The 24414-nt window shown below is 68.3% G+C and carries 23 protein-coding genes and 2 pseudogenes; 17 read left to right on the forward strand and 8 right to left on the reverse strand.

Features of this window, described 5'->3' with window-relative positions:
• Window positions 1–52: 52 nt before the first annotated feature.
• Window positions 53–1459 (reverse strand): annotated as a pseudogene (locus ORI27_RS07770) (IS1380 family transposase).
• A 133-nt stretch (window positions 1460–1592) separates the two neighbouring features.
• On the opposite strand from ORI27_RS07770, the gene ORI27_RS07775 reads away from it, so the two are divergent.
• From ORI27_RS07775 to lnt, 5 genes and pseudogenes are all read left to right on the forward strand, one after another.
• Window positions 1593–1973 carry a PPOX class F420-dependent oxidoreductase gene (locus ORI27_RS07775; RefSeq protein WP_265996284.1) on the forward strand — a complete coding sequence of 127 codons (381 nt, stop codon included), beginning with the start codon at window positions 1593–1595 and terminating at the stop codon, window positions 1971–1973.
• 2 nt (window positions 1974–1975) lie between these two features.
• Complete coding sequence (locus ORI27_RS07780; protein ID WP_265996370.1) at window positions 1976–2359, forward strand: PPOX class F420-dependent oxidoreductase; 384 nt, start codon at window positions 1976–1978, stop codon at window positions 2357–2359.
• Window positions 2360–2379: 20 nt separating this feature from the next.
• Window positions 2380–2895: an FxsA family protein gene (locus ORI27_RS07785; RefSeq protein ID WP_407666250.1), complete on the forward strand. Its 516-nt coding sequence runs from the start codon at window positions 2380–2382 to the stop codon at window positions 2893–2895.
• 103 nt (window positions 2896–2998) lie between these two features.
• Complete coding sequence (locus ORI27_RS07790; protein WP_265996366.1) at window positions 2999–4540, forward strand: amidohydrolase; 1542 nt, start codon at window positions 2999–3001, stop codon at window positions 4538–4540.
• Window positions 4533–7009, forward strand: a pseudogene (lnt, locus tag ORI27_RS07795) (apolipoprotein N-acyltransferase); the annotation flags it as partial. The gene ORI27_RS07790 and the pseudogene lnt, both read left to right, overlap by 8 nt.
• 19 nt (window positions 7010–7028) lie before the next feature.
• Here the strand turns inward: lnt and rbpA are convergent.
• A complete protein-coding gene (rbpA, locus tag ORI27_RS07805) occupies window positions 7029–7367 on the reverse strand; it encodes an RNA polymerase-binding protein RbpA (protein WP_265996278.1) in 339 nt (112 codons plus the stop codon).
• Between the two features lie 125 nt (window positions 7368–7492).
• Here rbpA and ORI27_RS07810 point away from each other — a divergent pair, with 125 nt between their 5' ends.
• From ORI27_RS07810 to ORI27_RS07820, 3 genes are all read left to right on the forward strand, one after another.
• Window positions 7493–7822, forward strand: a complete 330-nt coding sequence (locus tag ORI27_RS07810; RefSeq protein ID WP_265996277.1) for a hypothetical protein — start codon at window positions 7493–7495, stop codon at window positions 7820–7822.
• Between the two features lie 44 nt (window positions 7823–7866).
• Window positions 7867–9081, forward strand: coding sequence for an alpha/beta fold hydrolase (locus tag ORI27_RS07815; protein WP_265996276.1), 1215 nt, complete (start codon window positions 7867–7869; stop codon window positions 9079–9081).
• A gap of 75 nt (window positions 9082–9156) precedes the next feature.
• The gene (locus ORI27_RS07820; protein WP_265996275.1) at window positions 9157–9852 is read left to right on the forward strand and encodes a hypothetical protein; all 696 of its coding nucleotides are present in this window, start codon (window positions 9157–9159) and stop codon (window positions 9850–9852) included.
• A 170-nt stretch (window positions 9853–10022) separates the two neighbouring features.
• Here the strand turns inward: ORI27_RS07820 and ORI27_RS07825 are convergent, their stop codons facing one another.
• Window positions 10023–11075 carry a polysaccharide deacetylase family protein gene (locus ORI27_RS07825; protein WP_265996274.1) on the reverse strand — a complete coding sequence of 351 codons (1053 nt, stop codon included), beginning with the start codon at window positions 11073–11075 and terminating at the stop codon, window positions 10023–10025.
• A 289-nt stretch (window positions 11076–11364) separates the two neighbouring features.
• Here ORI27_RS07825 and ORI27_RS07830 point away from each other — a divergent pair, with 289 nt between their 5' ends.
• Window positions 11365–12561: a glycosyltransferase family 4 protein gene (locus ORI27_RS07830; protein WP_265996273.1), complete on the forward strand. Its 1197-nt coding sequence runs from the start codon at window positions 11365–11367 to the stop codon at window positions 12559–12561.
• A gap of 20 nt (window positions 12562–12581) precedes the next feature.
• On the opposite strand, the gene ORI27_RS07835 is transcribed toward ORI27_RS07830, so the two are convergent.
• A complete protein-coding gene (locus ORI27_RS07835; protein ID WP_265996364.1) occupies window positions 12582–13370 on the reverse strand; it encodes an SDR family NAD(P)-dependent oxidoreductase in 789 nt (262 codons plus the stop codon).
• A gap of 97 nt (window positions 13371–13467) precedes the next feature.
• On the opposite strand from ORI27_RS07835, the gene ORI27_RS07840 reads away from it, so the two are divergent.
• Window positions 13468–14049: a TetR family transcriptional regulator gene (locus ORI27_RS07840; RefSeq protein ID WP_265996272.1), complete on the forward strand. Its 582-nt coding sequence runs from the start codon at window positions 13468–13470 to the stop codon at window positions 14047–14049.
• Here the strand turns inward: ORI27_RS07840 and ORI27_RS07845 are convergent.
• Window positions 14026–14907 carry a DMT family transporter gene (locus ORI27_RS07845; protein WP_265996271.1) on the reverse strand — a complete coding sequence of 294 codons (882 nt, stop codon included), beginning with the start codon at window positions 14905–14907 and terminating at the stop codon, window positions 14026–14028. The two genes, ORI27_RS07840 and ORI27_RS07845, sit on opposite strands and share 24 nt — an antisense overlap.
• A 35-nt stretch (window positions 14908–14942) precedes the next feature.
• On the opposite strand from ORI27_RS07845, the gene ORI27_RS07850 reads away from it, so the two are divergent.
• On the forward strand, window positions 14943–16268 hold the full coding sequence (locus tag ORI27_RS07850) for a replication-associated recombination protein A (protein WP_265996270.1): 1326 nt from the start codon (window positions 14943–14945) through the stop codon (window positions 16266–16268).
• Window positions 16269–16274: 6 nt separating this feature from the next.
• On the opposite strand, the gene ORI27_RS07855 is transcribed toward ORI27_RS07850, so the two are convergent.
• Complete coding sequence (locus ORI27_RS07855; protein WP_265996269.1) at window positions 16275–16931, reverse strand: hypothetical protein; 657 nt, start codon at window positions 16929–16931, stop codon at window positions 16275–16277.
• A gap of 57 nt (window positions 16932–16988) precedes the next feature.
• On the reverse strand, window positions 16989–17609 hold the full coding sequence (locus tag ORI27_RS07860) for a hypothetical protein (RefSeq protein ID WP_265996268.1): 621 nt from the start codon (window positions 17607–17609) through the stop codon (window positions 16989–16991).
• 128 nt (window positions 17610–17737) lie between these two features.
• Between ORI27_RS07860 and ORI27_RS07865 the strand changes: the two genes are divergently transcribed.
• The 6 genes from ORI27_RS07865 to ORI27_RS07890 all read left to right on the forward strand — a co-directional run bounded on the left by ORI27_RS07865 (window position 17738) and on the right by ORI27_RS07890 (window position 23911).
• Window positions 17738–18127 (forward strand): secondary thiamine-phosphate synthase enzyme YjbQ, encoded by a 390-nt coding sequence (locus ORI27_RS07865; RefSeq protein ID WP_265996362.1) that lies wholly within the window; start codon window positions 17738–17740, stop codon window positions 18125–18127.
• 79 nt (window positions 18128–18206) lie between these two features.
• The gene (gene alaS, locus ORI27_RS07870; RefSeq protein WP_265996267.1) at window positions 18207–20927 is read left to right on the forward strand and encodes an alanine--tRNA ligase; all 2721 of its coding nucleotides are present in this window, start codon (window positions 18207–18209) and stop codon (window positions 20925–20927) included.
• Between the two features lie 5 nt (window positions 20928–20932).
• Window positions 20933–21436 carry a Holliday junction resolvase RuvX gene (ruvX, locus tag ORI27_RS07875; protein ID WP_265996266.1) on the forward strand — a complete coding sequence of 168 codons (504 nt, stop codon included), beginning with the start codon at window positions 20933–20935 and terminating at the stop codon, window positions 21434–21436.
• On the forward strand, window positions 21429–22664 hold the full coding sequence (locus tag ORI27_RS07880; protein WP_265996265.1) for an endolytic transglycosylase MltG: 1236 nt from the start codon (window positions 21429–21431) through the stop codon (window positions 22662–22664). Before ruvX ends, ORI27_RS07880 begins: the two co-directional genes overlap by 8 nt.
• Before the next feature lie 4 nt (window positions 22665–22668).
• Window positions 22669–23472 carry a shikimate dehydrogenase gene (locus ORI27_RS07885; RefSeq protein WP_265996264.1) on the forward strand — a complete coding sequence of 268 codons (804 nt, stop codon included), beginning with the start codon at window positions 22669–22671 and terminating at the stop codon, window positions 23470–23472.
• Window positions 23473–23491: 19 nt separating this feature from the next.
• Window positions 23492–23911, forward strand: a complete 420-nt coding sequence (locus ORI27_RS07890) for a prepilin peptidase (RefSeq protein ID WP_265996361.1) — start codon at window positions 23492–23494, stop codon at window positions 23909–23911.
• On the opposite strand, the gene ORI27_RS07895 is transcribed toward ORI27_RS07890, so the two are convergent.
• A complete protein-coding gene (locus ORI27_RS07895; protein WP_265996263.1) occupies window positions 23908–24351 on the reverse strand; it encodes a nuclear transport factor 2 family protein in 444 nt (147 codons plus the stop codon). The genes ORI27_RS07890 and ORI27_RS07895 overlap by 4 nt on opposite strands.
• Window positions 24352–24414 lie beyond the last annotated feature (63 nt).

A 24414-nucleotide genomic window follows, 5' to 3' on the forward strand; every position in this document is an offset into this window, starting at 1 on the left:
TTTCCCAGGGCCAGTGGGTCTTTCGTGATCGGTCGGTCAGGGAGGTCTTCGGTTATCCGAAGGCGGTGCGGATGGTCTGCCAGGCGGTCGCGATCTGGGCGGCCCAGCGCCAGGTGGCATCGATGCGCAGCCGCAGCTGGCGCGCACCTCGGGTGATGCGGGCGGCGACGTGCAGCACGCGGTAGCGGAACGTGGTGATCTCGGCGCGGGCCAGGCCGGGATCGTTTCGGAATCCGAGCAGGCGGCACCAGGTGACCAGGTCGGCGGCGGCCAGCACGATCTCCAGCCAGGCGGCGTTGGCCCAGAAGGACTGACACGGCAGGTTGCGCAGGCCGGTGGCCTTCAGTTCGCGGATGCGGTCCTCGACGCGGGCGTGCTGGCGGTGCCGCAACTCCAGGCCGGCGACCTGACCGGCCACGACACCGGTGGGTGTGTCGGTGATGAACGCGGTGACCCGCATCCCGTCGATGTCGGTGAACCGCAACTGGGCGCCGGGATGGGGGCGCTCCTTGCGCAGGATCAGCCGGGTGCCCGGCGGCCAGCTGTTGAGGTTGACCAGGGTGGTGGCCTCGGCGACCCAGGCGCCGTCGCGGAGGCCACCGTCGGTGTCGATGGCCGGGTACCAGCCCTCGGCGAGGTTGAGCGTGTCCACGGCGTCCTGGACCCGCGCGTCGACGGGGTAGCCGAAGGAGAATCCGACCCCCTGCTCGCGGCAGGCGTCGGCGAATCGGTGGGTGGCTCCGGCGGTGTCGCAGCGCACCAGCACCTGCGGCCGGTCGGGATCATCGCCACGACTCGGGTCTGGCCGCCACGCCGCGGGCAGCGCTGCCAGCGCCTGGGCCAGGACGATGATGTGGTCGCTGGCGGTGTTGGAGCCGGCATTGCCGCTGCGCAGCAGCCCGGCAAGGGCTTCCCCGCCGGCGATCTCGGGGCGGTCCAGGAACGCCAGCAGCGGATGATGCCCGAACGACTTCTTCCAGGTCGGCGTCGCGCCGTGCTTGTTGTCGGAGTGGTCGATCACCAGGGTGGCGTCGATGTCGATGTGCAGCCAGCCACCCGGTGCGGGGGCCGCGCCGGCGGCCCAGGCCGCCGCATGCGCCGTGGCGCGGGCCGCCTGCACCGCGGGCAGGTGTGCGGTGTCGATGCGCTGATCGATCAGCCGCCACATCGTGGTCGTGGAGGCTTTCGCGCCGAACGCGTGCTCGCGGTCGCCGCACAGTTGTCCGACCCCGTCGATGCAGTCCGCGCCGTCGGCCACCGCCGCGGCCAGATCGGCGAACACCTCGCCGGGCGAATACACCTACGGGCCGCGGTAGGTGTCGGCCAACGCGGCGGTGACCTGCGCTGATAACCCGGTCCGGTCGGCGAGCTCACGTAACATCGCCATGCCGGCGTGCGACACGACCCCGTGGCCGTCGGCCGACACTTTCACCCGCGATGCGGCCGCGATATTCTTCACCTGCGAAGTGCCTTCCCAATGGGTTGATTGAACCGTAGAGAAGTCCAGTTATCCCTTGCAGGACAGGCACTTTCGCTTATCTACACACCCTCACCAGCGACAATCCGCGAAAAATCTGGGCTAAGTTGGTGGTATGGCTCTCACATTCGCCGACGTCATCAAGGCGAAGTACATTTCGCTGACCACGTTCACCAAGGACGGCAGGCCCAAGCCGACCCCGATCTGGGTGGCGCCCGACGGAGACGTCGCCCTGGTGATCACCGAGAAGAACGCCTGGAAGGTCAAGCGCATCCGCAATACTCCGCGCGTGACGGTGGCCGTCTGCGACATGCGCGGCAACGTCAAGAGTGAACCCGTCGAGGCGATCGCGACCGTGCTCGACGAATCCCAGACCGAACGTGTCTACTCCGCGATCGGCAAGCGCTACGGAATCGTCGGGCAGGTCTTCAACTTCTTCAGCAAGCTGCGCGGCGGCGCCAAGCGAACGATCGGTCTCGAACTGCGGGCGGCGTGAGGGTGGCTCCCACCTTCGACGACGTCGCCAAAGCGAAGTACCTGCTGCTGACGACGTTCACCAAGGACGGGACGCCCAAGCCGACGCCGATCTGGGCCGTACCCGACGGCAACCGCCTGCTGATCATCACCGACGACGGGTCCTGGAAGGTCAAGCGGATTCGCAACACGCCGCGGGTGACCATCGCCGAGTGCGGAGTGCTGGGCAAGCCGAAGGGTGAGCCGGTGGAAGCCGTGGCCCGGGTGTTGCCCAAGTCGGAAACCCGGGATGTCTACGCCAAGGTGCTCCGCCGCTACTGGAATCACGCGTGGTGGTTTTATCCGCACAGCCTGGTCCGGGGCGGTATCGACAAGGTGCATATCGGGCTCGAGATCACCGCGCAATAGAACTCACAGACTCCTATCAGGTGGCTGTGGAACCCGTCGGTTCGGCGGGTCGTTGCCCTTTCATGGTGATGCGGACGTTCTTCGGTTACGTCGTCGTCGAGCTGGCGGTTCTGGCCGCCCTGACCTGGTCCGTCGGACTGGGCTGGACGCTGCTCATCCTGCTGGGGACCTCGGTGGTCGGGGTCGCGCTGGCCGGCTCACAGGTCAAACGGCAGATCCTTCGCCTGCAATCCACCCGCACCGACCCCCAGGGTGCCGTCGCCGACGGCATGCTCGTCGCGCTCGGCACCGTGCTGGTGTTCATCCCCGGCCTGGTCACCACCGCGCTCGGCGCGTTGATGCTGTTGCCGCCGACCCGCACCCTGGTACGCCCATTGGCCGGGATGCTGCTCATCCGCGGTATCGCCCGCCGGGTCACCGTCGTCAACCTGACCGCACCCGGCTATCCCGGCCGTGGTGACTACATCGACGGCGAAGTCGTCGACGAGCAGGTGTACGGCCGCGTCCACGACGCCAACATCGTCCGGCGCTACTGAGCCCCTGCGTCGACCTCGCCACTGCGGGGCAGACTGATCGACCGTGACCACACTGTTGCTGGGCGGGCGCATCCATAGCCCGTCGCACCCGGATGCCACCGCGATGGCCGTGCGTGACGGCGTCGTCGCGTGGCTGGGCAGCGACGAGGTGGGCCGTTCCCAGTTCAGCGATGCGCAGGTCGTCGACCTCGACGGTGCGTTCCTATCACCGGCGTTCGTCGACAGCCACATCCATCTGACCTCCACCGGCCTGATGATCACGGGTCTGGATCTCACCGCGGCCGCTTCCCGACAGCACTGCCTGGCCCTGGTGGCCGAGCACGTGGCCGCCCACCCGGGCCGGCCGGTCTGGGCGCACGGCTGGGACGACACCGGCTGGGCTCGGGACACCGCGCCGAGCACGGCGGAACTGGATGCCGTCGTCGGCCCGGTGCCCGCCTACCTGGCCCGCGTCGACGTTCACTCGGCCGTGGCGTCGACGGCGCTGCGGGAGCTGGTTCCCGGGCTGGCGGCAGTCGCCGGCTACGACTCGCAGCGCCCACTGAGCGCGGACGCCCATCACCTGGTGCGCAACGAGGCCCGCCGGCTGCTCACCACCCGGCAGCGCGCGGACGCCCGGCTCGCGGCCCTGGATTCGCTGGCCGCCGCCGGCATCGTCGCCGCGCACGAGTGCGCGGGACCCGATATCGGCGGATCCGACGATTGGCAGGAACTACGCGCCACCGAGCACGGCGTCGAGGTGATCGGATACTGGGGCGAGGCGGTGTCCAGCGCCCCGCAGGCCAGGGCGCTGATCGAGGCGACCGGCGCGCGCGGGCTGGCGGGCGATCTCTTCGTCGACGGTGCCCTGGGCTCGCACACCGCCTGGCTGTGTGAACCGTATGCCGACGCGCCGCAGAGCACCGGGAACTGCTACCTGGACCCCGCCGGCATCGCCGATCACCTGATCGCGTGCACCGAAGCCGGCGTGACCGCGGGATTCCACGTGATCGGGGACGCCGCGGTGGGCGCGGTGGTCGACGCCGTGAGCCGCCTGGTCGAGCGGTTCGGGGCGCCCGCGGTCGCTCGCTGCGGACACCGGCTGGAACACCTGGAGATGGTGACTGCCGAGCAGGCGGCCATGCTCGGCCAGTGCGGGATCACGGCCAGCGTGCAGCCCAATTTCGACGCGCTGTGGGGTGGCGACAGCGGCATGTACGCGCGGCGCCTCGGTTCGGCCAGAGCCGCTCTGCTCAACCCGTTCTCGCTGTTAGCATCGGCAGGCGTGCCCATGGCGTTCGGCTCAGATGCCCCGGTGACCGGCATCGATCCCTGGTCGACCGTGCGCGCCGCCAGCCATCATCAAACCCCGGGAAGCGCCGTGTCCGTGCGTGCGGCCTTTGCCGCCGCAACCAGGGGCGCCTGGCGTGCGGGTGGGGTGGCCGACGGCATCACCGGGACATTGGTGCCCGGCGCCCCGGCCTCCTATGCGGTGTGGGAGACGGGTGGCGATCTCGATCTCGATGTCGCCGCCCCGGCCGACACCGTGCAGCGCTGGTCGACCGACCCGCGCTCGAGGGTGCCGGCCCTGCCACGGCTGGCTCCGGGCGATCCGTTGCCGCGCTGCCGGCGGACCGTGCATCGGGGTGTCGTGCTCCATGGTTAGCCGGCTGCTGAAGTGGCTCCGCACCGCGCTGCCGCCGCGGATGATGCGGCTGCTGGCCGCGGTCACCGCCGGGCTGCTGCTGTGCATCAGCTTCCCGCCGATCGGGTGGTGGTGGTCGGCGGTGCTGAGCTTTGCGATCTTCAGCTGGGTTCTGGTGCACCCCAAAACGACCCCCGCAGGCGGGCTCGGCTACGGATTCCTGTTCGGGCTGGCGTTCTACGTCCCGCTGATTCCCTGGATCAGTGGCCTGGTCGGCCCGGTGCCCTGGTTGGCGCTGTCCGCCATGGAAGCCCTCTTCCCGGCGATCTTCGGATGGCTCGCGGTCGTCGTCCGCCGGCTGCCGGGCTGGCCGCTGTGGCTGGCACTGGTGTGGGCCCTGCAGGAGTGGCTGAAATCGACGGTGCCGTTCGGCGGATTTCCTTGGGGCGTCGTCGGTTTCGGGCAGACGAACGGGCCGTTTCTGTCGCTGGTGCAGTTCGGCGGGGTTCCGTTGTTGTCGTTCGGGATCGTACTGCTCGGTACCTCGCTGGCCGCCCTCGCACTCGAGGTCGTGCGCTGGTGGCAGCGCGACTCGACCGAGAACGGGTCTCTTCCCGGCGTGCTGCTGCCCGGGCTGTGCATCACCGCGGTTCTGCTGACCACCGCGGTGGCCGCCCCGCAGGTGCGTCGCGCCGCCGGCGGGGCCGGCAACGAGCCGACGGTCACGGTCGCCGCCATCCAGGGCAACGTGCCGCGACTCGGGCTGGACTTCAACAGCCAGCGCCGTGCCGTGCTGGACAACCATGTTCGCGAGACCGTGCAGCTGGCCGACGATGTGCGCGCCGGCACGGCGCCACAACCGCAGTTCGTCATCTGGCCGGAGAACTCCTCGGACATCGACCCGCTCACCAATGCCGACGCCGCTGCGCAGATCAGCGTCGCCGCCCAGGCGATCGGCGCACCGATCCTGGTCGGCGCCGTGATCGCGCGTCCGGACTGGACACCGCAGAACCCGACAGCGACGAACACCATCGTGGTGTGGGATCCGGTCACCGGGGCCGGACAGCGCCACGACAAGCAGATCGTCCAGCCGTTCGGCGAGTACCTGCCGTGGCGGGGCTTCTTCCGGCATCTGTCATCGTTCGCCGACCGTGCCGGTTACTTCGTGCCGGGCCGCGGCACCGGCGTCGTGCATGCCGCGGGGGTGCCCGTCGGGGTGGCGACCTGCTGGGAGGTCATCTTCGACCGGGCGCTTCGCGAATCGGTCCGTAACGGGGCGCAGATCCTGGCGGTCCCCACCAACAACGCCACCTTCGATGCGAACATGAGCGAACAGCAGTTGGCGTTCGCCCGCGCGCGCGCCGTCGAACACGACCGATACGTGGTGGTGGCCGGAACCACCGGGATCAGCGCGGTGATCGCCCCGGACGGCCGCGAGGTGGCCCGGACCCAGTTCTTCACGCCGGCCTATCTGGACGCGTCGGTCCGGCTGAAAACCAGCGAAACGCCGGCCGCCCGATGGGGGCCGCTGGTCCAATGGGTGCTGGTGGGAGCCGCCGTTGCCGTCGTGATCGTCGCCATGCTGCACAATGGTTGGTTCATGCGTCCGTTGCGCCGTAGGAGGCGGCAACGCGACGCAAATACCGTGTCCGGGGGCGAAGACGACGGCGACAACCCGCCGGAGCAGGGCGAATCATCCTCCGCCCTGGCCGGACAGCACGACAAAGGAGACTCATGACCGACCGGGGCAAGACGGGCGCTGACCGCCCCAGCCGGCGCACCCTGGTGATCATCCCCACATTCAACGAGCTGGAGAACCTGCCGCTGATCGTGGGCCGCGTGCACAAGGCCTGCCCGGAGGTCCACGTGCTGATCGTCGACGACGGCAGCCCCGACGGAACCGGCGCACTGGCCGACGAGCTGTCGCTGGCCGATCCCGACCGGGTCCATGTGATGCACCGCGACGCCAAGGACGGCCTCGGCGCGGCCTACCTCGCCGGGTTCGAATGGGGATTGGGGCGCCAGTACAACGTGCTGGTGGAGATGGACGCCGACGGTTCTCACGCCCCCGAACAGCTCTACCGCCTGCTTGACGCCATCGACAATGGCGCGGATCTGGCGATCGGTTCGCGCTACGTGCAGGGCGGCACGGTCCGCAACTGGCCGACGCGGCGGCTGGTGTTGTCCAAGACCGCCAACACGTATTCGCGGGTTCTGCTCGGGGTCGATATCCACGACATCACCGCCGGCTACCGTGCCTACCGGCGCGAGGTGCTGGAGAAGATCGACCTCGCCGACGTCGACTCGAAGGGCTACTGCTTCCAGATCGATCTGACCTGGCGCACGATCAACAACGGCTTCACCGTCGCCGAGGTGCCCATCACGTTCAGCGAACGCGAACTCGGGGTGTCGAAGATGAGCGGTTCGAACATTCGCGAAGCGATGGTCAAGGTCGCCCAGTGGGGGATCGGCGGGCGGATGGACCGTGCCCGCGGCGTAGTCCGCTAGGTCAGCTTCCGCGGCGCTTGGATTTGATCAGGTCCAGACGCTCCTTGAGCAGCTCCTCGAGCTCCTCGACCGAGCGGCGCTCCAGCAGCATGTCCCAGTGGGTGCGCGGCGGCTTGACCTTCTTGGGCTCGGGCAGATCACCCTCGATGAGGGTGCCCTCCAGACCGTTGCGGCACAGCCAGGTGCCGGGGATCTCGGCATCGTCGGCGAAGGGAACGTCGAATTCCTCGCCATTCTCGGTGCGGTAACGCGCGACCTGACGCGGCGCCAGGTCATGGTTGCGGTCGGTCTCGTAGCTCACGGCTCCGAGCCGGCTGCCTCTCAAGACGCGATCAGCCATCGTCAACTCTCCTCAAACGATTTATCAAGTAGCAGATAGTGAACGCAAGCCCACGCTCTGCGGTTCCCGACTCAACCCGCCATGATACCGGGATCACTGCATCGACCCGTCTACAGTCACAAGACGTGACGCGTCGTACCCGCTCTCAGCCGTGCCGGTGGTGTGGCCGCGAGGTGGCCGATGCCGGGATGGGCCGGCGCAGACAGTACTGCAGGCAGTCGTGCCGGCAGCGCGCCTACGAACAGCGAGCCCTGGTCAAGGGCAGCGCCATCCCCGAGGATGCGGTGGTGCTCTCGGCTGACGAGGCCGCCGAGTTGTCGGACCGGGTCTACCAGGTGCGCTGCGCCGCCGAGGACGTCGCCACGGCTGTCGAGGAAGGCGCTGCCGCCGCCGAGTTGCGGGGGTTGTGCGACGCGCTGGTCCAGGCCGCCAAGGCCGCCGACGGCTGGCGCTGACCGTCCAGTTCGTTTCACAGCGTTTGCGCAGCTAAGCTTGGCCCGTGCTGCCGGAGCCGGATTCTTCGGTGCCCGCGGAATCGGGCGTCTGGCGCTTCGACGACTTCGTTCTCGACACCCGCAACTACGAACTGCGTTCCGGGGAGACGGTGGTCCGGGTCGAACCGCAGGTGTTCGACGTCATGGCGCACCTCGTCACCCATCACGAACGGGTGGTCACCAAAGAGGAACTGTTCGATTCGGTCTGGGGCGGCAAGTTCGTCGGCGAAGCGGCATTGACCAGCCGGATCAAGGCCGCGCGCCGCGCACTCGGAGACGACGGGGAGTCGCAACGCTATATCCGGACCGTGCGCGGTCGTGGCTACCGATTCGTCGGGACGGTGGTGACGACGATCGCGGGACCGGTGGTCACCGCCGCGCCGCCGCAGCACATCTCGTTCTGCCGGGCAGCCGATGGTGTGCGCCTTGCGTATGCGACCGCCGGTGCGGGGCCGCCGCTGGTGCGGGCCGCCAACTGGATGACCCATCTGGCCTACGACATCGAGAGCCCGGTGTGGCGGCATTGGGTCAGTGAACTGTCCGAGGAGCACACGTTCATCCGGTACGACGAACGCGGCTGCGGGCTCTCGGATTGGGAGGTGGGGGAGTTCACCTTCGAAGACTGGGTGGCCGACCTGGAGTCCGTGGCCGATGCCGTTGGGCTGCAGAGCTTTCCGCTGTTAGGTGTGTCACAAGGCGGTGCGGTGGCGATCGAGTACGCTGCGCGGCACCCGGAGAAGGTGAGCCACCTGGTGCTCTGCAGCGCGTACGCGCGCGGGCGCGGAGTGCGCGCCGTGGGCCCCGAGGAGCAGCGCGCCGCAGCGCTGGACCTGGAACTGGCCCGGGTCGGTTGGGGCCGCGACGACCCCGCGTTCCGTCAGGTGTTCGCTGCCCAGTTCCTGCCCGACGGCAGCCGCTCGGATTGGGCGGACTTCGATCAGCTGCAGCGGCGCACCACCTCGCCGGAGAACGCGGTGCGGTTCTTGACCCAGTTCGCCGGCATCGATGTCCACGAGGCGGCGAAGCGGGTGCACTGCCCGACGCTGATCATGCACTCGCGTAACGACCACCGGGTGCCGATGCGGTTCGGCGAGGAACTCGCCGAGTTGATTCCCGGATCCCGGTTGGTCGCGTTGGCGAGCAACAACCACTTGCTGACCGCGGCTGAGCCGGCCTGGCAGGTGTTCTGCGACGAAGTTCGCCGGTTCCTCGCCTCCTGAGGGCCGGGCTCGATCTCCACTCAATCTCCACACTTTCTCCAAGCACCGCTCCGATCGTTGATCGAAGCTGGTGACATGAAAAAACACTTACGCACCCTGCTGGCCGGCGTTGCTGCGACGGTCGCTTTCGGCACCGTCGCTGCCTGTTCCGGCGGATCCAGCACCACCGCGGATTCCCCGGCACCCTCGTCGAGCACCGCGACTGTGACGGATTTCCCGCAGTCGGCGCACTACATCGCCGACATGCCGATGGCAGACGGCAAGACAATGACCATCGGTGTGGCCGTGGAGGGCGACAAGATCGCCGCCTACGCCTGTGACGGCAGCACCGACGAAGCGTGGTTCTTCGGCACCCAGAAGGATGGCGAGCTCGACATCACCTCGAAATACCAGGACACGCTGAAGGCGTCGTTCAACGGAACCGACGTGGTGGGGGAGCTGACGATGAACGATGTGGATTACACGTTCACCGCGGCCTCGGTCGCGGCGCCGGCGGGGATGTACACCGCCGCCGTCGACGGCGTGCGGGCCTCCTGGGTGGTCCGGCCCGACCACACGATGACCGGGGTGCAGTTCCGTCCGACCGACGAGGACGACACCTCCGACCTGGTGCAGGCCAACGAACAGGCGTTCCGCGACCAGGTGCGTCAGCGCCGGCTGGCCCGCGTCCTCTCGCCGGCCCCGGCGATGCAGTTCGGCAGCTTTCAGACCACCATCAACGGTGTTCCGGTCAGGGCGAGCATCGTTAACGGAGACACTCGGCTGAGCTGAAAACCCAACTCTCCCAATATGGCCCGCCCGGGATGATTCCCGGGCGGGCCCCTTATCGGTCGCCGCGAATCGCGCCGATCCATCGGCCGACGGTGTCCGACCGCGGAGACGATCGGTTCGCGCGCGGCGATCGGGTTGGTCATCTCGGACCGAATGCTCGCCCGATGTTGTCAGGCGCTCGTTGCGGTATTGGTGGCGCGGACGGACGCAGCGTCGCTGCGCCTCCGCGGCGACACTCCTGACACCATTGCGCAGAAACTCGCGAAGGACAGGTCGCTGCCGATTGCCAGCCGCGGCAGCGCGAGCGGGTCCGAGTGCCGATCGGCGAATCCTTCGATGGTCGCGAGCGCCCAGCGCACGCCGCGGCCGCGCAGTGCGGCCCTGGCCCGCTCGTCGAAGTCCTGGGCACGGCCGTTTGGATACGCGAAAACTCTGGGCGCGAAACCGGTTTCACGCTCCAGGATCGCGCACGAGTTTGAAATCTCTTGGTGAATCTTGTCATTCGAGCATCGCGAGAGAATTGGGTGCGTCACCGAGTGTGGGTGAAGCGTGACCGATCCGTTCGCGGCCATTCCATGTGCCTCTTGCCAGGACAGCAAGCGAAACGGGCCGGGATCTCCGTCGCCTTCGGGGCGAAGGGTTGTGACGATCGACCGGAGTCGCTCGGCCCGCTGTTCGTCAGGCAGTTCCTTGAGCCGATTGACGGTGAGGGCATACGCCGAGCCTCGGTCGGTCGGGCTCGCCAACGGCTGCTCGCCGAGTCCGAGCTGGGTGAGGTCGACGTCGGCCAGCTTGGTGCGTGTGAATGCCAGCCAGAGACGGTCGGGCCACAGCGCTTCGTCGCTTCCCATCGGTCCCGTGGCCAGGAACACTGCGGCGGGAAGACCCAGAGCGTCGAGTACCGGCGCGGCATGTGTGGCGAGGTTACGGGTCCCGTCGTCGAAGGTGATGCTCACCGCTCGATCGGGCAGGGTCCCGTCCTGTAGCCGCTCGAGGGCCTCGTCGAGCGGTAGTACGTGAAAATGCCGACGCAGGTACGTCAGCTGCCGCCGGAGGGCCGCGGTATCGAGGACGTGCCAGCAGGCCGGGGACAGGGGCGCCGGCTCGATGCCGTGATACATCAGGATCGCCAGTCGGCCGCGGTGGCGGTGCCGCGCGAGGGCGGCAGCGCCGACCGCGCGTAGCACTATGGCGGCGAGGTTCTTCCGGCTAATCCATGCCACCCGAATCACCTTAGTCACACTCAGACAGGTGGTGCTCGCGTTGAATCGTTGCTAAAAATGAATGAGCGCGTAGATTGCTCTGCGCTAGAGTGCATGGAGAAATCCGGATGGAGATGTGTTTTTCGAGCATCGTGGCTGATTGAGTGGCATCAATTCAGTTTTCACTACCACGTCCCGTCCAGCCGTGCTCGAACTTATTTGACTATAGTCAAGAGATTGCTAGATCTCCTCGCCGGGGCACGTTGGCGAGGGGCTGGCAATGAAGCAGCCGAAGGAGCCGCACCGAACAATGAGCAACGACGATGATCGACCGCCGAATCCGACACGGGTGCTGATGGTCCTGGATTCGTTCAGCGCCGGTGGGGCCGAGACACTCACCGCGGAGCTGGTGCGGTGTGCCCCGGACACGATGGAGGTCTCGGTGGCGAGCCTGGCGCCCGCCGAGCGGAGTAGTGTCGACGTGGTCGAGCGGCTCACCCAGGTAGGCCCGCGGCCGACGTACCTCGACGTGCGCCGACTGCGGGACGTCGCAGGTTTCGTGCGACTCGTCCGAAAGTTCCGGTCGGCTCCGGTGGACGTCATCCACGCCCACCTCACCACCTCGGCGATTCTGGTGAGCCTGGCGGCGTGGTTGGCCCGTAAGCCGGTCGTCGCGACCCTGCACGTCAACCCGCAGACAAACGCTGGCCGTGGCGACTGGATCAAGGAACGCCTCGCGACCTGGCTGCCCGCGGCGTTGGGGCGGCTGGTGACCGTATCCCAGTACGCGCATGACCGCTATGCCCAGTCGCACGGTCCCGTCGGGTCGACGTGGCGGGTCATCCACAACGGCGTCGACCTGAATCAGTATCAGGCACATCGCAGTACGCGCCGGGGAAGGGGACCCGTCTGGGCCACGGTCGCCGCATTGCGGCCGAACAAGAACCATGTCGAGCTGGTCCGCGCGTGGGCCGACGTCGTCGCGGTTCACCCCGACGCAACTCTGCTCGTGGTCGGTGACGGACCAAGCCGGGGTGGCGTCGAACGGGCGGTGGCCGATGCCGGACTGGGCGATTCGGTTCAGTTTCTCGGCTTCCGCAACGACGTCGCCGACATTCTGGGAACCGTCGACGGGGTCGTAACCGCTTCGGTCGAAGAAGCGTTGCCGACCGCACTCATCGAAGCGGGCGCGTGCGGGCTGCCGGTGGTGGCCGCCGATGCCGGCGGGACGCGTGAAATCGTCGTCGACAGACTCACCGGCCGTCTGGTGCCGCTGCACGACGTGCCTGCGCTGAGCGCGGCATTACTCGAGACGATCGGCGAGCCGGCCCTGGCGGCCGAATACGGTGCCGCCGGGCGGGCGCGCATCGAAGAGAAATTCTCCATGGACACCTGGATCGAGCAGTTGCAGCTGCTGTACCAAGAGGTGATCGAGGACCAGTCGCGCGACTGGTGGGTGCGTTCACCCCATGACAGGACGGCGCGGCGGGCGGACTGCGTCGCCTGAGTAGTCAGATTTCGCCGCTCTCAATCCAACCGCATCAGTTTCTGCATCATCCGGTGGGCGCCTGCGACCACCTTCGCGCGATCCGGATCATTGCGCCGAGCAACGTCGTCGGCGTTGCCGCCGGCGACATGGACCGGCCCGTAGGGCAACCGGTCGAGACCCTCACGCGCCACGTCCGCCGGGTCGGCCACCCGTATCCCGGGAACATCGAAGTTGAGGCCCACCCGTTCCATCGCCGGTGTTCGTGTCACGCCGAGAACCAGCTCCAGCACATCGACCCCGTGCTCGCGCAGCTCCAGCCACAGTCCCTCGGCGAAGATGCGGCCGTAGGCCTTCACCCCGCCGTAGACGGTGTGGCGCACCGATCCCAGATAGCCCGACATCGAACCCACCAGCAGGATGCCGCCGCGCCCGCGCTCGCGCATCGGCCGACCGTAATGCTGCACACACGCCATCATCGTGGTGATGTTGAGGTCGATCACCCGTTGAAAATCCGCGAGGTCGGCGTCGAGGAACTCGGCGCTGCAGGTATTGGCGCCGGCGTTGTAGATGAACAATCCCACCTCGAGCCCGTCGGTCACCGACGTCAACGCGTCGACGGCCCGCGGGTCGACGAGATCTGTTGCCAGAGTCCGCACTTCGACGCCGAGCTCACGGCAGGCGGCGGCGGTCACCGCCAACGGGTCCGGCTTGCGGGCCACCAGAACGAGATTGACGCCCGCGCCGGCGAGCAGGCGGGCGAATTCGGCGCCCACGCCTTCGGAACCGCCGGCGATCACCGCCCACGGACCGTACTTCGCATACGACACGTACCGATCGTCACCCGCGGCGACGTGACCGGTGACGAGGGTCTCGCTGATCGGTACTGGTGCGCGGTGGCCTGGCCCATAGCCGATACTGAGGGGCATGCCGCGGATCGGAGAGCCCCGTGCGCCGGCCCGTCCGGCGACCGACGATCAGGAGAGTCGTCGTGGCGCCATCCTGACCGCGGCCGCACGGCTGGGCTCGGCCAAGGACATCGACCGGATCCAGGCCCAGGAGATCGCCGCGGACGCCGGTGTCGCGCTACGCACGCTCTACCGCTACTACCCGTCGAAGCATCACGTGTTCGCCGCGGTGCTCGACGACCAGGTGGCTCGGTTCCGTCCGCCGCCGCCCAGCGGCAACGCGGCCGACGACATCGCCGAGCTGATGGTTGCCGCATGTCGAAACCTGCTGCGCCACAAGCATCTTGCCCACGCGATGATCACGTCCACCCAGATCGTGCGGGCTCAGGCCGATGCCCCCGATGATCCCACCCTGCGCGAACTCATCTTGAAGATCGCCGGTGTCGACAACCCGAGCGACGAACAGCTGCGGCGCACCCGGCTGGTGCAGCAGGCCGCTTTCGGCATCCTCACCTGGACGGTCGGCGGTGCGCTGCGCCCCGAGGATGCGCTGGCCGATGTCGATGTCGCATGCCGGCTACTGGTGGGCGACGTCTTCTGACCTCGTGCTCGGCGTCACCCGGCTGGCCAGCACCGAGCCGGCCAGGATCAGTACCAGACCGGCGATGTGGAACCAGGTCAGTGGCTCGCGCAGCAACACCACTCCGGCGACCAGCGCCACGGCCGGGTTGACGTAGGTGAACAGCAACGCGCGCGTGGCCCCCACCTCCCGGATCAGCGCGAAGAACACGACGAACGCCAGCGCCGTGCAGATGCCCGCCAGGGCCGCGATGGCCGCATACGCACGTCCGGTCAGCACCTGCTGCGGCCAGCTCAGGGCCGCCGGCGTCAGATACACCAGCGCCGCCAGCCCCAGGCAGGCCGATGTCAGCGCCGGGCCGGGCACGTCGGCCAGATATCGCGCGGCGACCAGCGGCGCGATGGCATAACAGGTCGCCGTCAGCAACACCTCGATCACCGGCCAGGCGCCACCCGCCGACAAGCCCGGACCCGCCAGCACGGCGACCCCGCTCAATCCGATCGCCAGCCCGGCCACCCTGGTCGGTCCGAGCCGTTCACCGCCGGTCAGCCGGTCCAGGACGGCGGCGATGATCGGCGCGGCGGCGATCAGTAACCCGGTCAGCGAGCTCGTCAGATGCCGTTCGGCATCCGACAGCAGCAGCCAGGCCGCGATGATCTCGAAGAACGCGAACGCCGCCACCGCCTGCCAGTGCCGACGCAACAGCCCACGGTTCTTCCGCGACACGGCCAGGGGGAGCAGCAGCACCGCGCCCACGGCGGAGCGGGCGAACACCAGCACCGGCACCGACACCTCGTCGACTGCCACCTTGATCAGCAGATACGGGATCCCCCAGATGACGCTCATCGCCGCGAACAGAACCCAGCCGCGCGCAGTCACGACGACCACATTACGAACGTGGTAAGTCTGAGGGCGTGTCCGACAGTCTGTTCGACGTGCCCGGCGGGGATGATCGGGCCGGCTCGGCAGCGCCGGTGTCGGCTCCGTTGGCCGTCCGGATGCGCCCGGCCAGCCTGGACGAAGTGGTCGGCCAGGAGAATCTGCTGCGCCCCGGCTCGCCGCTACGGCGGCTGGTGGAGGGCTCGGGTGCGGCTTCGGTGATCCTCTACGGCCCGCCCGGCACCGGTAAGACCACGCTGGCGTCACTGGTGTCCCAGGCCACCGGCCGCCGCTTCGAGGCGCTCTCGGCGCTGAGCGCCGGTGTCAAGGAAGTGCGGGCCGTCATCGACACCGCGCGCCGCGCCGCGGCCTACGGCGAGCAGACCGTGCTGTTCATCGACGAGGTACACCGGTTCTCCAAGACCCAGCAGGACGCCCTGCTGGCCGCGGTGGAGAACCGGGTCGTGTTGCTGGTGGCCGCGACCACCGAGAACCCGTCCTTCTCCGTCGTCGCCCCGCTGCTGTCCCGATCGTTGATCCTGCAGCTGCAGCCGCTGAGCACCGACAGCATCCGCACCGTCGTACAACGGGCGATCGACGACCCGCGTGGGCTGGCTGGCACGGTGGTCGTCGATGACGACGCCGTCGATCTGTTGGTGCAGCTGTCCGCCGGTGATGCCCGCCGAGCGCTGACCGCGCTGGAGGTGGCGGCGGAAAGCGGTTCACCCGTCACCGTCGAGGTGATCGAGCAATCGCTGGACAAGGCGGCCGTCCGCTACGACCGCGACGGCGACCAGCACTACGACGTCATCAGCGCGTTCATCAAGTCGATCCGCGGCTCGGACGTCGATGCCGCACTGCACTATCTGGCCCGGATGCTGGTCGCAGGGGAGGACCCCCGATTCGTCGCCCGGCGGCTGATGATCCTGGCCAGCGAGGACATCGGGATGGCCGACCCGTCGGCGCTGCAGACCGCCGTGGCTGCCGCACAAACCGTCGCGCTGATCGGCATGCCCGAAGCGCAGTTGACCCTCGCGCATGCCACCGTGCATCTGGCCACCGCGCCGAAATCAAACGCCGTCACCACCGCGCTGGGTGCCGCGATGAACGATATTCGCGCCGGCAAGGCGGGCCTGGTGCCGGCTCACCTACGCGACGGGCACTACGCGGGCGCGGCCAAACTGGGCAATGCCGTCGGCTATCGTTATCCACACGACGACCCCGACGGTGTTGTGCCGCAACAGTATCCGCCCGACGAGGTGGTCGGCGTCGACTACTACCGACCGACCAATCACGGAGCGGAGCGGGAGATCTCGGGCCGGCTGGACAAGCTGCGGGCGATCATCCGGCGCAAGCGCTGACGCCGATCAATGGCGTGGAAGCAGTGTCCGGTCAACGTTGGTCTGCGCACGCTCGCGGATTCCGCGCAACATTCCGCGTTCCATGACGAAGTGCACGATGTCGAAGCTGGTGATCCCGACCGCGCCGCCGATGCCGCGGGCCAGCAGCCGGGTCCGGCCGTCCTGCGGGCGTAGGTAGAACGCCCACGAGCCGAAGGCCTTCTCGCCGCGCTGCACCCGCTCGTAGTCGGGGGCCGACATCAGCACCAGATGCGAGTTGGGCACCACCTCGGCGACCAGCTGTCGGGCCCGCTGCCCGTACCGGCGGGCCAGCCAGACACTGTCGCCGACCTGCAGCTCCTGCCATTCCGGATGCACCACATCGGCATTGCGGATCCGTGCACCCGCCAGCCGCTCGAGGAAGTCGTAACTGTAGAAGCCGCCGCGGCACTCGCCGATCTGCGCCAACCACGGCCAGACCTCCTCGACCGGGGCGTCGATGGTGACGGCGCGGGTGGTGCGTGGCGCCCCCGCTTCGGCCAACGTGTCACCGGGGAGCTCGGCGGCGATCTCCTCGTCGGTGGCGCCCCAGGTGTACATCTTCGGCCGCACAGCCCAGCGGTAGAGCCCGGCGATACCCGCCGCCGCCATCCCTGCGGCCAGAATCGGTCTCTGCTTGCCCATAGCCGGAGAACGTAGTCCCGGGACGGGCCGCAGGGGAGAGGCTTAGGTCCCGCCGGGTCAGGCCATTTCGGGCACGCGCAGGTGGGCGAGGGCCAATTCGAATTCGCCGACGTCGAGTTGATCGGCGCCCAGATCGCGCAGCAGGGCGGTCCGCAGCGACCTCGCCGCATCGCGGCTGTGCTCCATGGCGCCACGACTGTCATAGGTGGTCGAGACCACGGCGCGACCCGAGGCGCGATCGCTCATCAGGCTGGTGCTACAGAATCCGTCGAGTTGTTCGATCTCCGGAAGCACCGTCGTCTTGTAGAACTCGAGGGCCCGGTCGAATTGGTCGGGCCGGGCCTTGAGCCAGGTGGCGCGCACGCAGGCCCCTTCTCCTGAACGGTGATCGCGATGCACGGCCGCGATCTCCCATTCGTCCACCGATGTGGTGGCACCGAACGCCTTGGCCGCCCGGGCGCGCAGCGGCCGTACCTGGTCGGCGCCGGACTGCATCGCCGTCTTGTTCTCCCAGGCGGTGGTGGCAATGCAGCGACCCGATTCGTGGTCGGCCAGCAGTGAAACGCCGACACATCCGGTCATGTCCTGCAAGGCGGGCATCACCTCGGCGCGAAACACCGCGATTCCGGCGTCGATGCAATCCGGGCGCGCGACAAACGTGGTAGATCGTGCGTGCACGGTCCACCCCCCTTCGACTCGGGGCAGCGCCCCGGTGGCGCCACCGGCACTTCCCACCTTCCTCCACCCGGTATCAGCTGGCAACGTTTTCTCCCAGGTCACCTAGGCTGGGAACGGTGGATACCGATGTGCTCGACATCGACAGTTCGCGGCGGCGGATCGTCGACCTCACCGACGAGGTGCGGTCGTTCTGCCGCGGTCGCGGTGACGGCCTGTGCAACGTGTTCGTCCCGCACGCCACTGCCGGCGTCGCCGTGATCGAGACCGGGGCCGGCTCCGACGACGACCTGCTCGACACCCTGGAACGCCTGCTGCCGCGCGATGATCGGTACCGGCACGCACACGGCTCGCCGGGCCATGGCGCCGACCATCTGCTGCCGGCCCTCGTGACGCCGTCGGTAACGCTCCCGGTGGCCGGCGGTGCTCCACTACTCGGAACCTGGCAGAGCGTGGTGCTGGTCGACCTGAACCGAGACAACCCGCGCCGGTCGGTCCGGCTCAGCTTCCTGAGCGGCTGACGGGCCAAGCTGGGCCGACCGGTAATGTGGTGCGGTCGAAGCGTCCGTCGAGCCGCACCTAAGAACGCAAGGAAATTCAGTGCAGACACACGAGATCAGGAAGCGGTTCCTGGATCACTTCGTGAAGGCAGGTCACACCGAGGTGCCCAGTGCCTCGGTGATCCTCGACGACCCGAACCTGCTGTTCGTCAATGCGGGCATGGTGCAGTTCGTGCCGTTCTTCCTCGGGCAGCGCACCCCGCCGTACGCCACGGCCACCAGCATCCAGAAATGCATCCGCACCCCCGACATCGACGAGGTGGGCATCACCACCCGCCACAACACCTTTTTCCAGATGGCGGGCAACTTCTCCTTCGGCGACTACTTCAAGCGCCGCGCGATCGAACTGGCCTGGTCGCTGTTGACCACCCCGGTCGCCGACGGTGGTTACGGTTTCGACCCCGAGCGGCTGTGGGCGACCGTCTTCTACGACGACGATGAAGCCGTGCAACTGTGGCAGGAGGTCGCCGGCCTGCCGATCGACCGGATCCAGCGCCGAGGGATGGCCGACAACTACTGGTCGATGGGAATTCCCGGTCCCTGCGGCCCGTGCTCGGAGATCTACTACGACCGTGGCCCGGAGTACGGCGTCGAGGGCGGGCCCGAAGCCGACGAGAACCGCTACATCGAGATCTGGAATCTCGTGTTCATGCAGAACGAGCGCGGTGAGGGCACCTCGAAGGAAGACTTCGAGATCCTGGGCCCGCTGCCGCGCAAGAACATCGACACCGGTATGGGTGTCGAGCGCATCGCCTGTCTGCTGCAGAACGTCGACAACGTCTACGAAACCGACCTGCTACGGCCGGTGATCGACAAGGTCGCGGAGTATGCGCCGCGCGGGTACGGCCAGGGCAGTCATGATGACGACGTCCGCTACCGGGTCATCGCCGACCACAGCCGTACCGCGGCGATCATCATCGGCGACGGCGTCACTCCCGGCAACGAGGGCCGCGGCTACGTGCTGCGCCGATTGCTGCGGCGCATCATCCGGGCGGCCAAGTTGCTCGGTGTCGAGCGGCCCGTCATGGCGGAACTGATGATCACGGTGCGTGACGCGATGGGTCCGTCCTATCCCGAGCTGGTCAGCGACTTCGACCGCATCCAGCGCATCGCGGTGGCCGAGGAGACCGCGTTCAACCGGACGCTGGTGTCGGGATCAAAACTGTTCGAAGAGGCTGCCGCAGCCACGAAATCGGCCGGCAAGACGGTCCTGGGCGGCTCGGATGCGTTCACCTTGCACGACACCTACGGTTTCCCGATCGAACTCACCCTGGAGATGGCCGCCGAGGCCGGCCTGAGCGTCGACGAGCTGGGTTTCCGTGAGCTGATGGCCGAGCAGCGCCGTCGGGCCAAGGCCGACGCCGCCGCTCGTAAGCACGCCCATGCCGACCTCTCGGCGTTCCGGGACCTGGTCGACGCTCATCCGACCGAGTTCACCGGGTTCGACGAATTGACTTCCGAGGCACGGATTCTCGGCATATTCGTTGACGGCAAACGGGTGCCGGTGGTGGTCCACCGCCCGCGGGTGCATTCCGAATCCCCGCCTCCGGAGCGCGTCGAGATCGTGCTGGACCGCACCCCGCTCTACGCCGAATCCGGCGGGCAGATCGCCGACGCGGGCTGGATCAGTGGCACCGGTGGCAGTGGGTCGGCCAAAGCGGCGGTCACCGATGTGCAGAAGATCGCCAAGACGCTGTGGGTGCATCGGGTCAACGTCTCCTCCGGCGAGTTCGTCGAGGGCGACACCGTGACCGCGGCGGTCGACCCCCAGTGGCGCCACGGTGCCACCCAGGGGCATTCGGGCACTCACATGGTGCACGCCGCACTGCGACAGGTATTGGGGCCCAATGCCGTTCAGGCGGGTTCGCTGAACAGGCCGGGCTATCTGCGGTTCGACTTCAACTGGCAGGGCCCGTTGAGCGAGGACCAGCGGACGCAGGTTGAAGAGGTGACCAACGAGGCCGTCGAGGCCGACTTCCCGGTCAACACGTTCATCACCGAGTTGGACAAGGCCAAGGCCATGGGTGCCATGGCCATGTTCGGCGAGCAGTACCCCGACCAGGTTCGCGTCGTCGACATCGGCGGGCCGTTCTCGCTGGAACTGTGCGGCGGCACCCATGTGAACAACTCCGCGCAGATCGGGCCCGTCACCATCCTGGGCGAGTCGTCCGTCGGCTCCGGTGTGCGCCGGGTCGAGGCGTACGTCGGCCTGGATTCGTTCCGGCATCTGGCCAAGGAGCGCGCGCTGATGGCCGGGCTGGCTTCCTCGCTGAAGGTGCCGTCCGAGGAGGTGCCGGCCCGGGTCGCCACGCTGATCGAACGGCTCAAGGCCGCCGAGAAGGAACTCGACCGGGTGCGCCTGGCGACCGCCCGAGCCGCCGCGGCGAACGCCGCCGCGGGTGCCGAGCAGGTCGGTAAGGTCCGGTTGGTGGCACAACGGATGTCAGGCGGTATGAATGCTGCTGATCTGCGCTCCCTCGTCGGCGACATCCGCGGCAAGATGGGCTCGGAGCCCGCGGTCGTGGTGCTCATCGCCGAAGGCCCCGAAACCGACGGAGTGGGGACCGTTCCTTTTGTCGTTGCCGCCAACCCGGCCGCGCAGGACGCCGGTGTGCGCGCCAACGACCTGATCAAGCAGATCTCGTCGGCCGTCGACGGGCGGGGTGGCGGCAAGGCCGATCTGGCCCAGGGGTCGGGCAAGAACGCGGCCGGAATCGATGCGGCGCTGGGGGCGGTTCGCGCAGAGATCGCGCGGAGCTAGCGTCAGTGCGCTCCGCTCAGAACCGTGTGCCCGACCGGCCCGGCGCAGACGATCCCGGTCGGGGGCGGCGGCTCGGCGTCGACGTGGGCACCGTCCGGATCGGGGTGGCCGTCAGTGACCCCGACGGCATCCTGGCCACACCGGTCGAAACGGTGCGGCGGGAGCGATCCGGCAAGCATCTGCGGCGGCTGGCTGCCCTGGTGTCGGAATTCGGCGTCGTCGAGGTGATCGTCGGGCTGCCGCGTACCCTGGCCGACCGGGCCGGTATCTCGGCGCAGGATGCGGTCGAGGTGGCTGACACGCTGGCCGGCCGGATCGCCCCGGTGCCGGTGCGGCTGGCCGACGAACGGTTGACCACGGTGGTCGCGCAGCGGTCGCTGCGGGAGGCCGGGGTACGGGCCAGGAATCAGCGCGGGGTGGTCGACCAGGCCGCCGCGGTGGGAATTCTGCAGGGTTGGCTGGATCAGCGCCGCTCTGTGCGCCCGGCGGCGGAGGGCGACGATGTCTGACGACTTCGACTACGACCGTTCGGCGCCGGTGGCTGTGGGCCGGCCGCGAGCTCGGATGAGCCGTCTGGAGCGAGTCCGTGCCCGGCGAAATCGTAACCGCCGCAGAATGATCGGGGCCGCCGCGGCGGCCCTGCTGACTGTCGTGGTGGTGGCGGCGGTGTTCCTGGGCGCCAAGCTGTTCAGCGGGTCCGGCGGTGGCTTCACCGGCGAGGGCAAGGACGACGTGATCATCCAGGTCCACGACGGCGATTCCACCACCCAGATCGGTCAGACGCTGCGCGAGGCGAACGCCATCTCCACCGTCAAAGGCTTCGTGGACGCGGCCAAGGACAACGCGACGATCGCGGCCATCCAACCGGGGTTCTATCTGGTGAAAACCGAGATGTCGGCGCCGGCGGCGGTGCGACGGCTGGCCGATCCGCACAACCGGGTGGGCAAGCTGGTGATCCCCGAAGGACGTCAGCTCGACGACGTCGCCGAGGTCGGCTCGGGCAAGGTCACCGACGGAATCTTCACGCTGATCTCCAAGGCCACCTGTGTGCAGCTCAACGGTCAGCGCCGGTGTGTGCCCGCCGCCGACCTGCGCAAAGTGGCCGAGCAGGCGCCGCCGGCCGCGCTCAACGTGCCGCAATGGGCGATTCGGCCGGTGACCGCGCTCGGCACGAACCACCGCCGCTTGGAGGGGCTGATCGCGCCGGGCACCTGGAACGTCGACCCGTTGGCCTCACCGCAGGAGATCGTGGCCAAGCTGGTCGGCCAGAGCGCCGATCACTACGTCGGCGGTGGTCTGCTGGACACCGCCACGGCGATGAACATGTCGCCGTACCAGATCCTCATCGTCGGCTCGCTGGTGCAGCGCGAGGCCAAGCCGCACGACTTCGCCAAGGTCGCCCGGGTGATCTACAACCGGCTGGCCGTGCCGCAGAAGCTGGAATTCGACTCGACGGTGAACTACCCGCTGGATCGTCAGGAAGTGGCCACCACCGACGCCGACCGGGCCCAGGTGACCCCGTGGAACACCTACGCCGCCGAGGGGCTGCCGGCCACGCCGATCTGTTCGCCCGGTGACGACGCGCTGGCGGCCGCCGAGCGGCCCGAACCGGGGGACTGGCTGTACTTCGTCACCGTGGATACCGGGGGCACGACATTGTTCACCCGTGACTACGAGCAGCACCTGGCCAATATCGAGTTGGCGCGGCACAACGGCGTGCTCGACTCGGCCCGCTGACGCGATGAGCACAGCGCGCAAAGCGGCAGTTCTCGGGTCACCGGTCGCGCACTCCAAATCGCCCCAGCTGCATCTGGCCGCCTACCGTGCGCTCGGCCTGACCGACTGGACCTATCAGCGCATCGAATGCACCGCCGACGAATTGCCTTCGTTGGTGAGAGGATTGGGTCCTGAATGGGTCGGTGTCTCAGTCACCATGCCGGGCAAATTCGCCGCCCTGGACTTCGCCGACGAGCGCACCGAACGCGCTGAACTGGTCGGCTCGGCCAACACCCTGGTCCGCACCGGGCGGGGCTGGCGCGCGGACAACACCGATATCGACGGGGTCGCCGGTGCGCTCGGGCACCTCCGGCATCTGCGCCACGCGATCGTGCTGGGCTCCGGGGGCACGGCACCCGCGGCGGTGGTGGCGCTGGCCGACCTCGGGGCCACCGAGATCACGATCGTCGCCCGAAACCGGGACAAGGCGGCCAAGCTGGTGGATCTCGGCGCGCAGCTCGACCTCACCGCCGAATTCTGCGGGCTGGCAGATCCCCGGCTCCCGGGGGTGGTTGCCACCGCCGACGTTCTGGTCAGCACCATCCCCGCCGATGCGGCGGCCGGTTACGCCGAGGTGTTCACCGGCGTTCCGGTCCTGCTGGACGCGATCTACGACCCGTGGCCCACGCCGTTGGCCGTCGCCGTGCGCGATGCCGGCGGCGAGATCATCAGCGGCACCCAGATGCTGCTGCACCAGGCGTTCAGCCAGGTCGAACAATTCACAGGACGCCCGGCGCCGCGCGAGCAGATGGCGGCCGCACTGGGTTAACGTCTCGGCGATGCGTCCGTTGCTGGCCGGGATCGTCCTGCTGTGGTTGGCCGCGTTGACGCTGTTCGACATCCGGGACCGACGGCTGCCCAACGCCTTGACCCTGCCCGGCGCGGCCGCGGTCCTCGTCGTCGCCTGTCTGTGCGGCCATGGGCTGCCCGCGTTGGCGGGTGCGCTGGGCCTGGCAGCGCTGTATCTGGTCGTGCACCTGGCGGTCCCGGCCGGGCTGGGTGCCGGTGACGTGAAGCTGGCGGTGGGGGTGGGCGGGCTCACCGGCGCGTTCGGCCCGGACGTCTGGGTACTGGCGGCGTTGGGTGCGCCGGTGCTGACGGCGGTGGTGGCCGTCGTCGTCAGCGTGCGAGACCGCGCGGCGACGGTGCCGCACGGCCCGTCGATGTGCGCCGCGAGCCTGGCCGCCTCCGGGCTCGCCGTGCTCTAGCGTTGCGGCCACCCGAGGGCATCGAACACGGCGACCGGGTTGAGGTAGTCACGCCAGCGCACGATCTGCCGGTCCTCGATCGTGATGACGGAGACGAACTGGTTGGCGTAGCGCCGGTTTCCTTCGACGGTGTGGCCTTCGGCCGCGTATTCGAGCACCGCGACGTTCTGGGCGGCGTCGTGGTAGACCGCCAGGTCGAAGCAGCGGTCGAGGCGCATGACGGTCCCGTAGGCCCGGTACAGCTCGGCCAGCTCGTGGCGGCCCTCCACCCGGCGCGGGTAACCGGGCACGGTGACGACGTATTCGATGAGCACGTCATCGGCCATCAGGTCGAAGAAGTGCCCCGGATCGACGAGTCCCTGCAGTCCGCGCTCGATGATCCGGAAGAACGGGTCGAGTGCGGTGAAATCGTCCAGGTTCGCGATCGGGGTTCTCGTCATCGCTCCATCTTCGCGTGCCCGGGGAAAGCAAATTGGGTCTGCCATGACCGGCGTGGGAAGATG

Origin of the sequence: Mycobacterium pinniadriaticum (assembly GCF_026242045.1) — a bacterium.
Classification (GTDB): domain Bacteria; phylum Actinomycetota; class Actinomycetes; order Mycobacteriales; family Mycobacteriaceae; genus Mycobacterium; species Mycobacterium pinniadriaticum.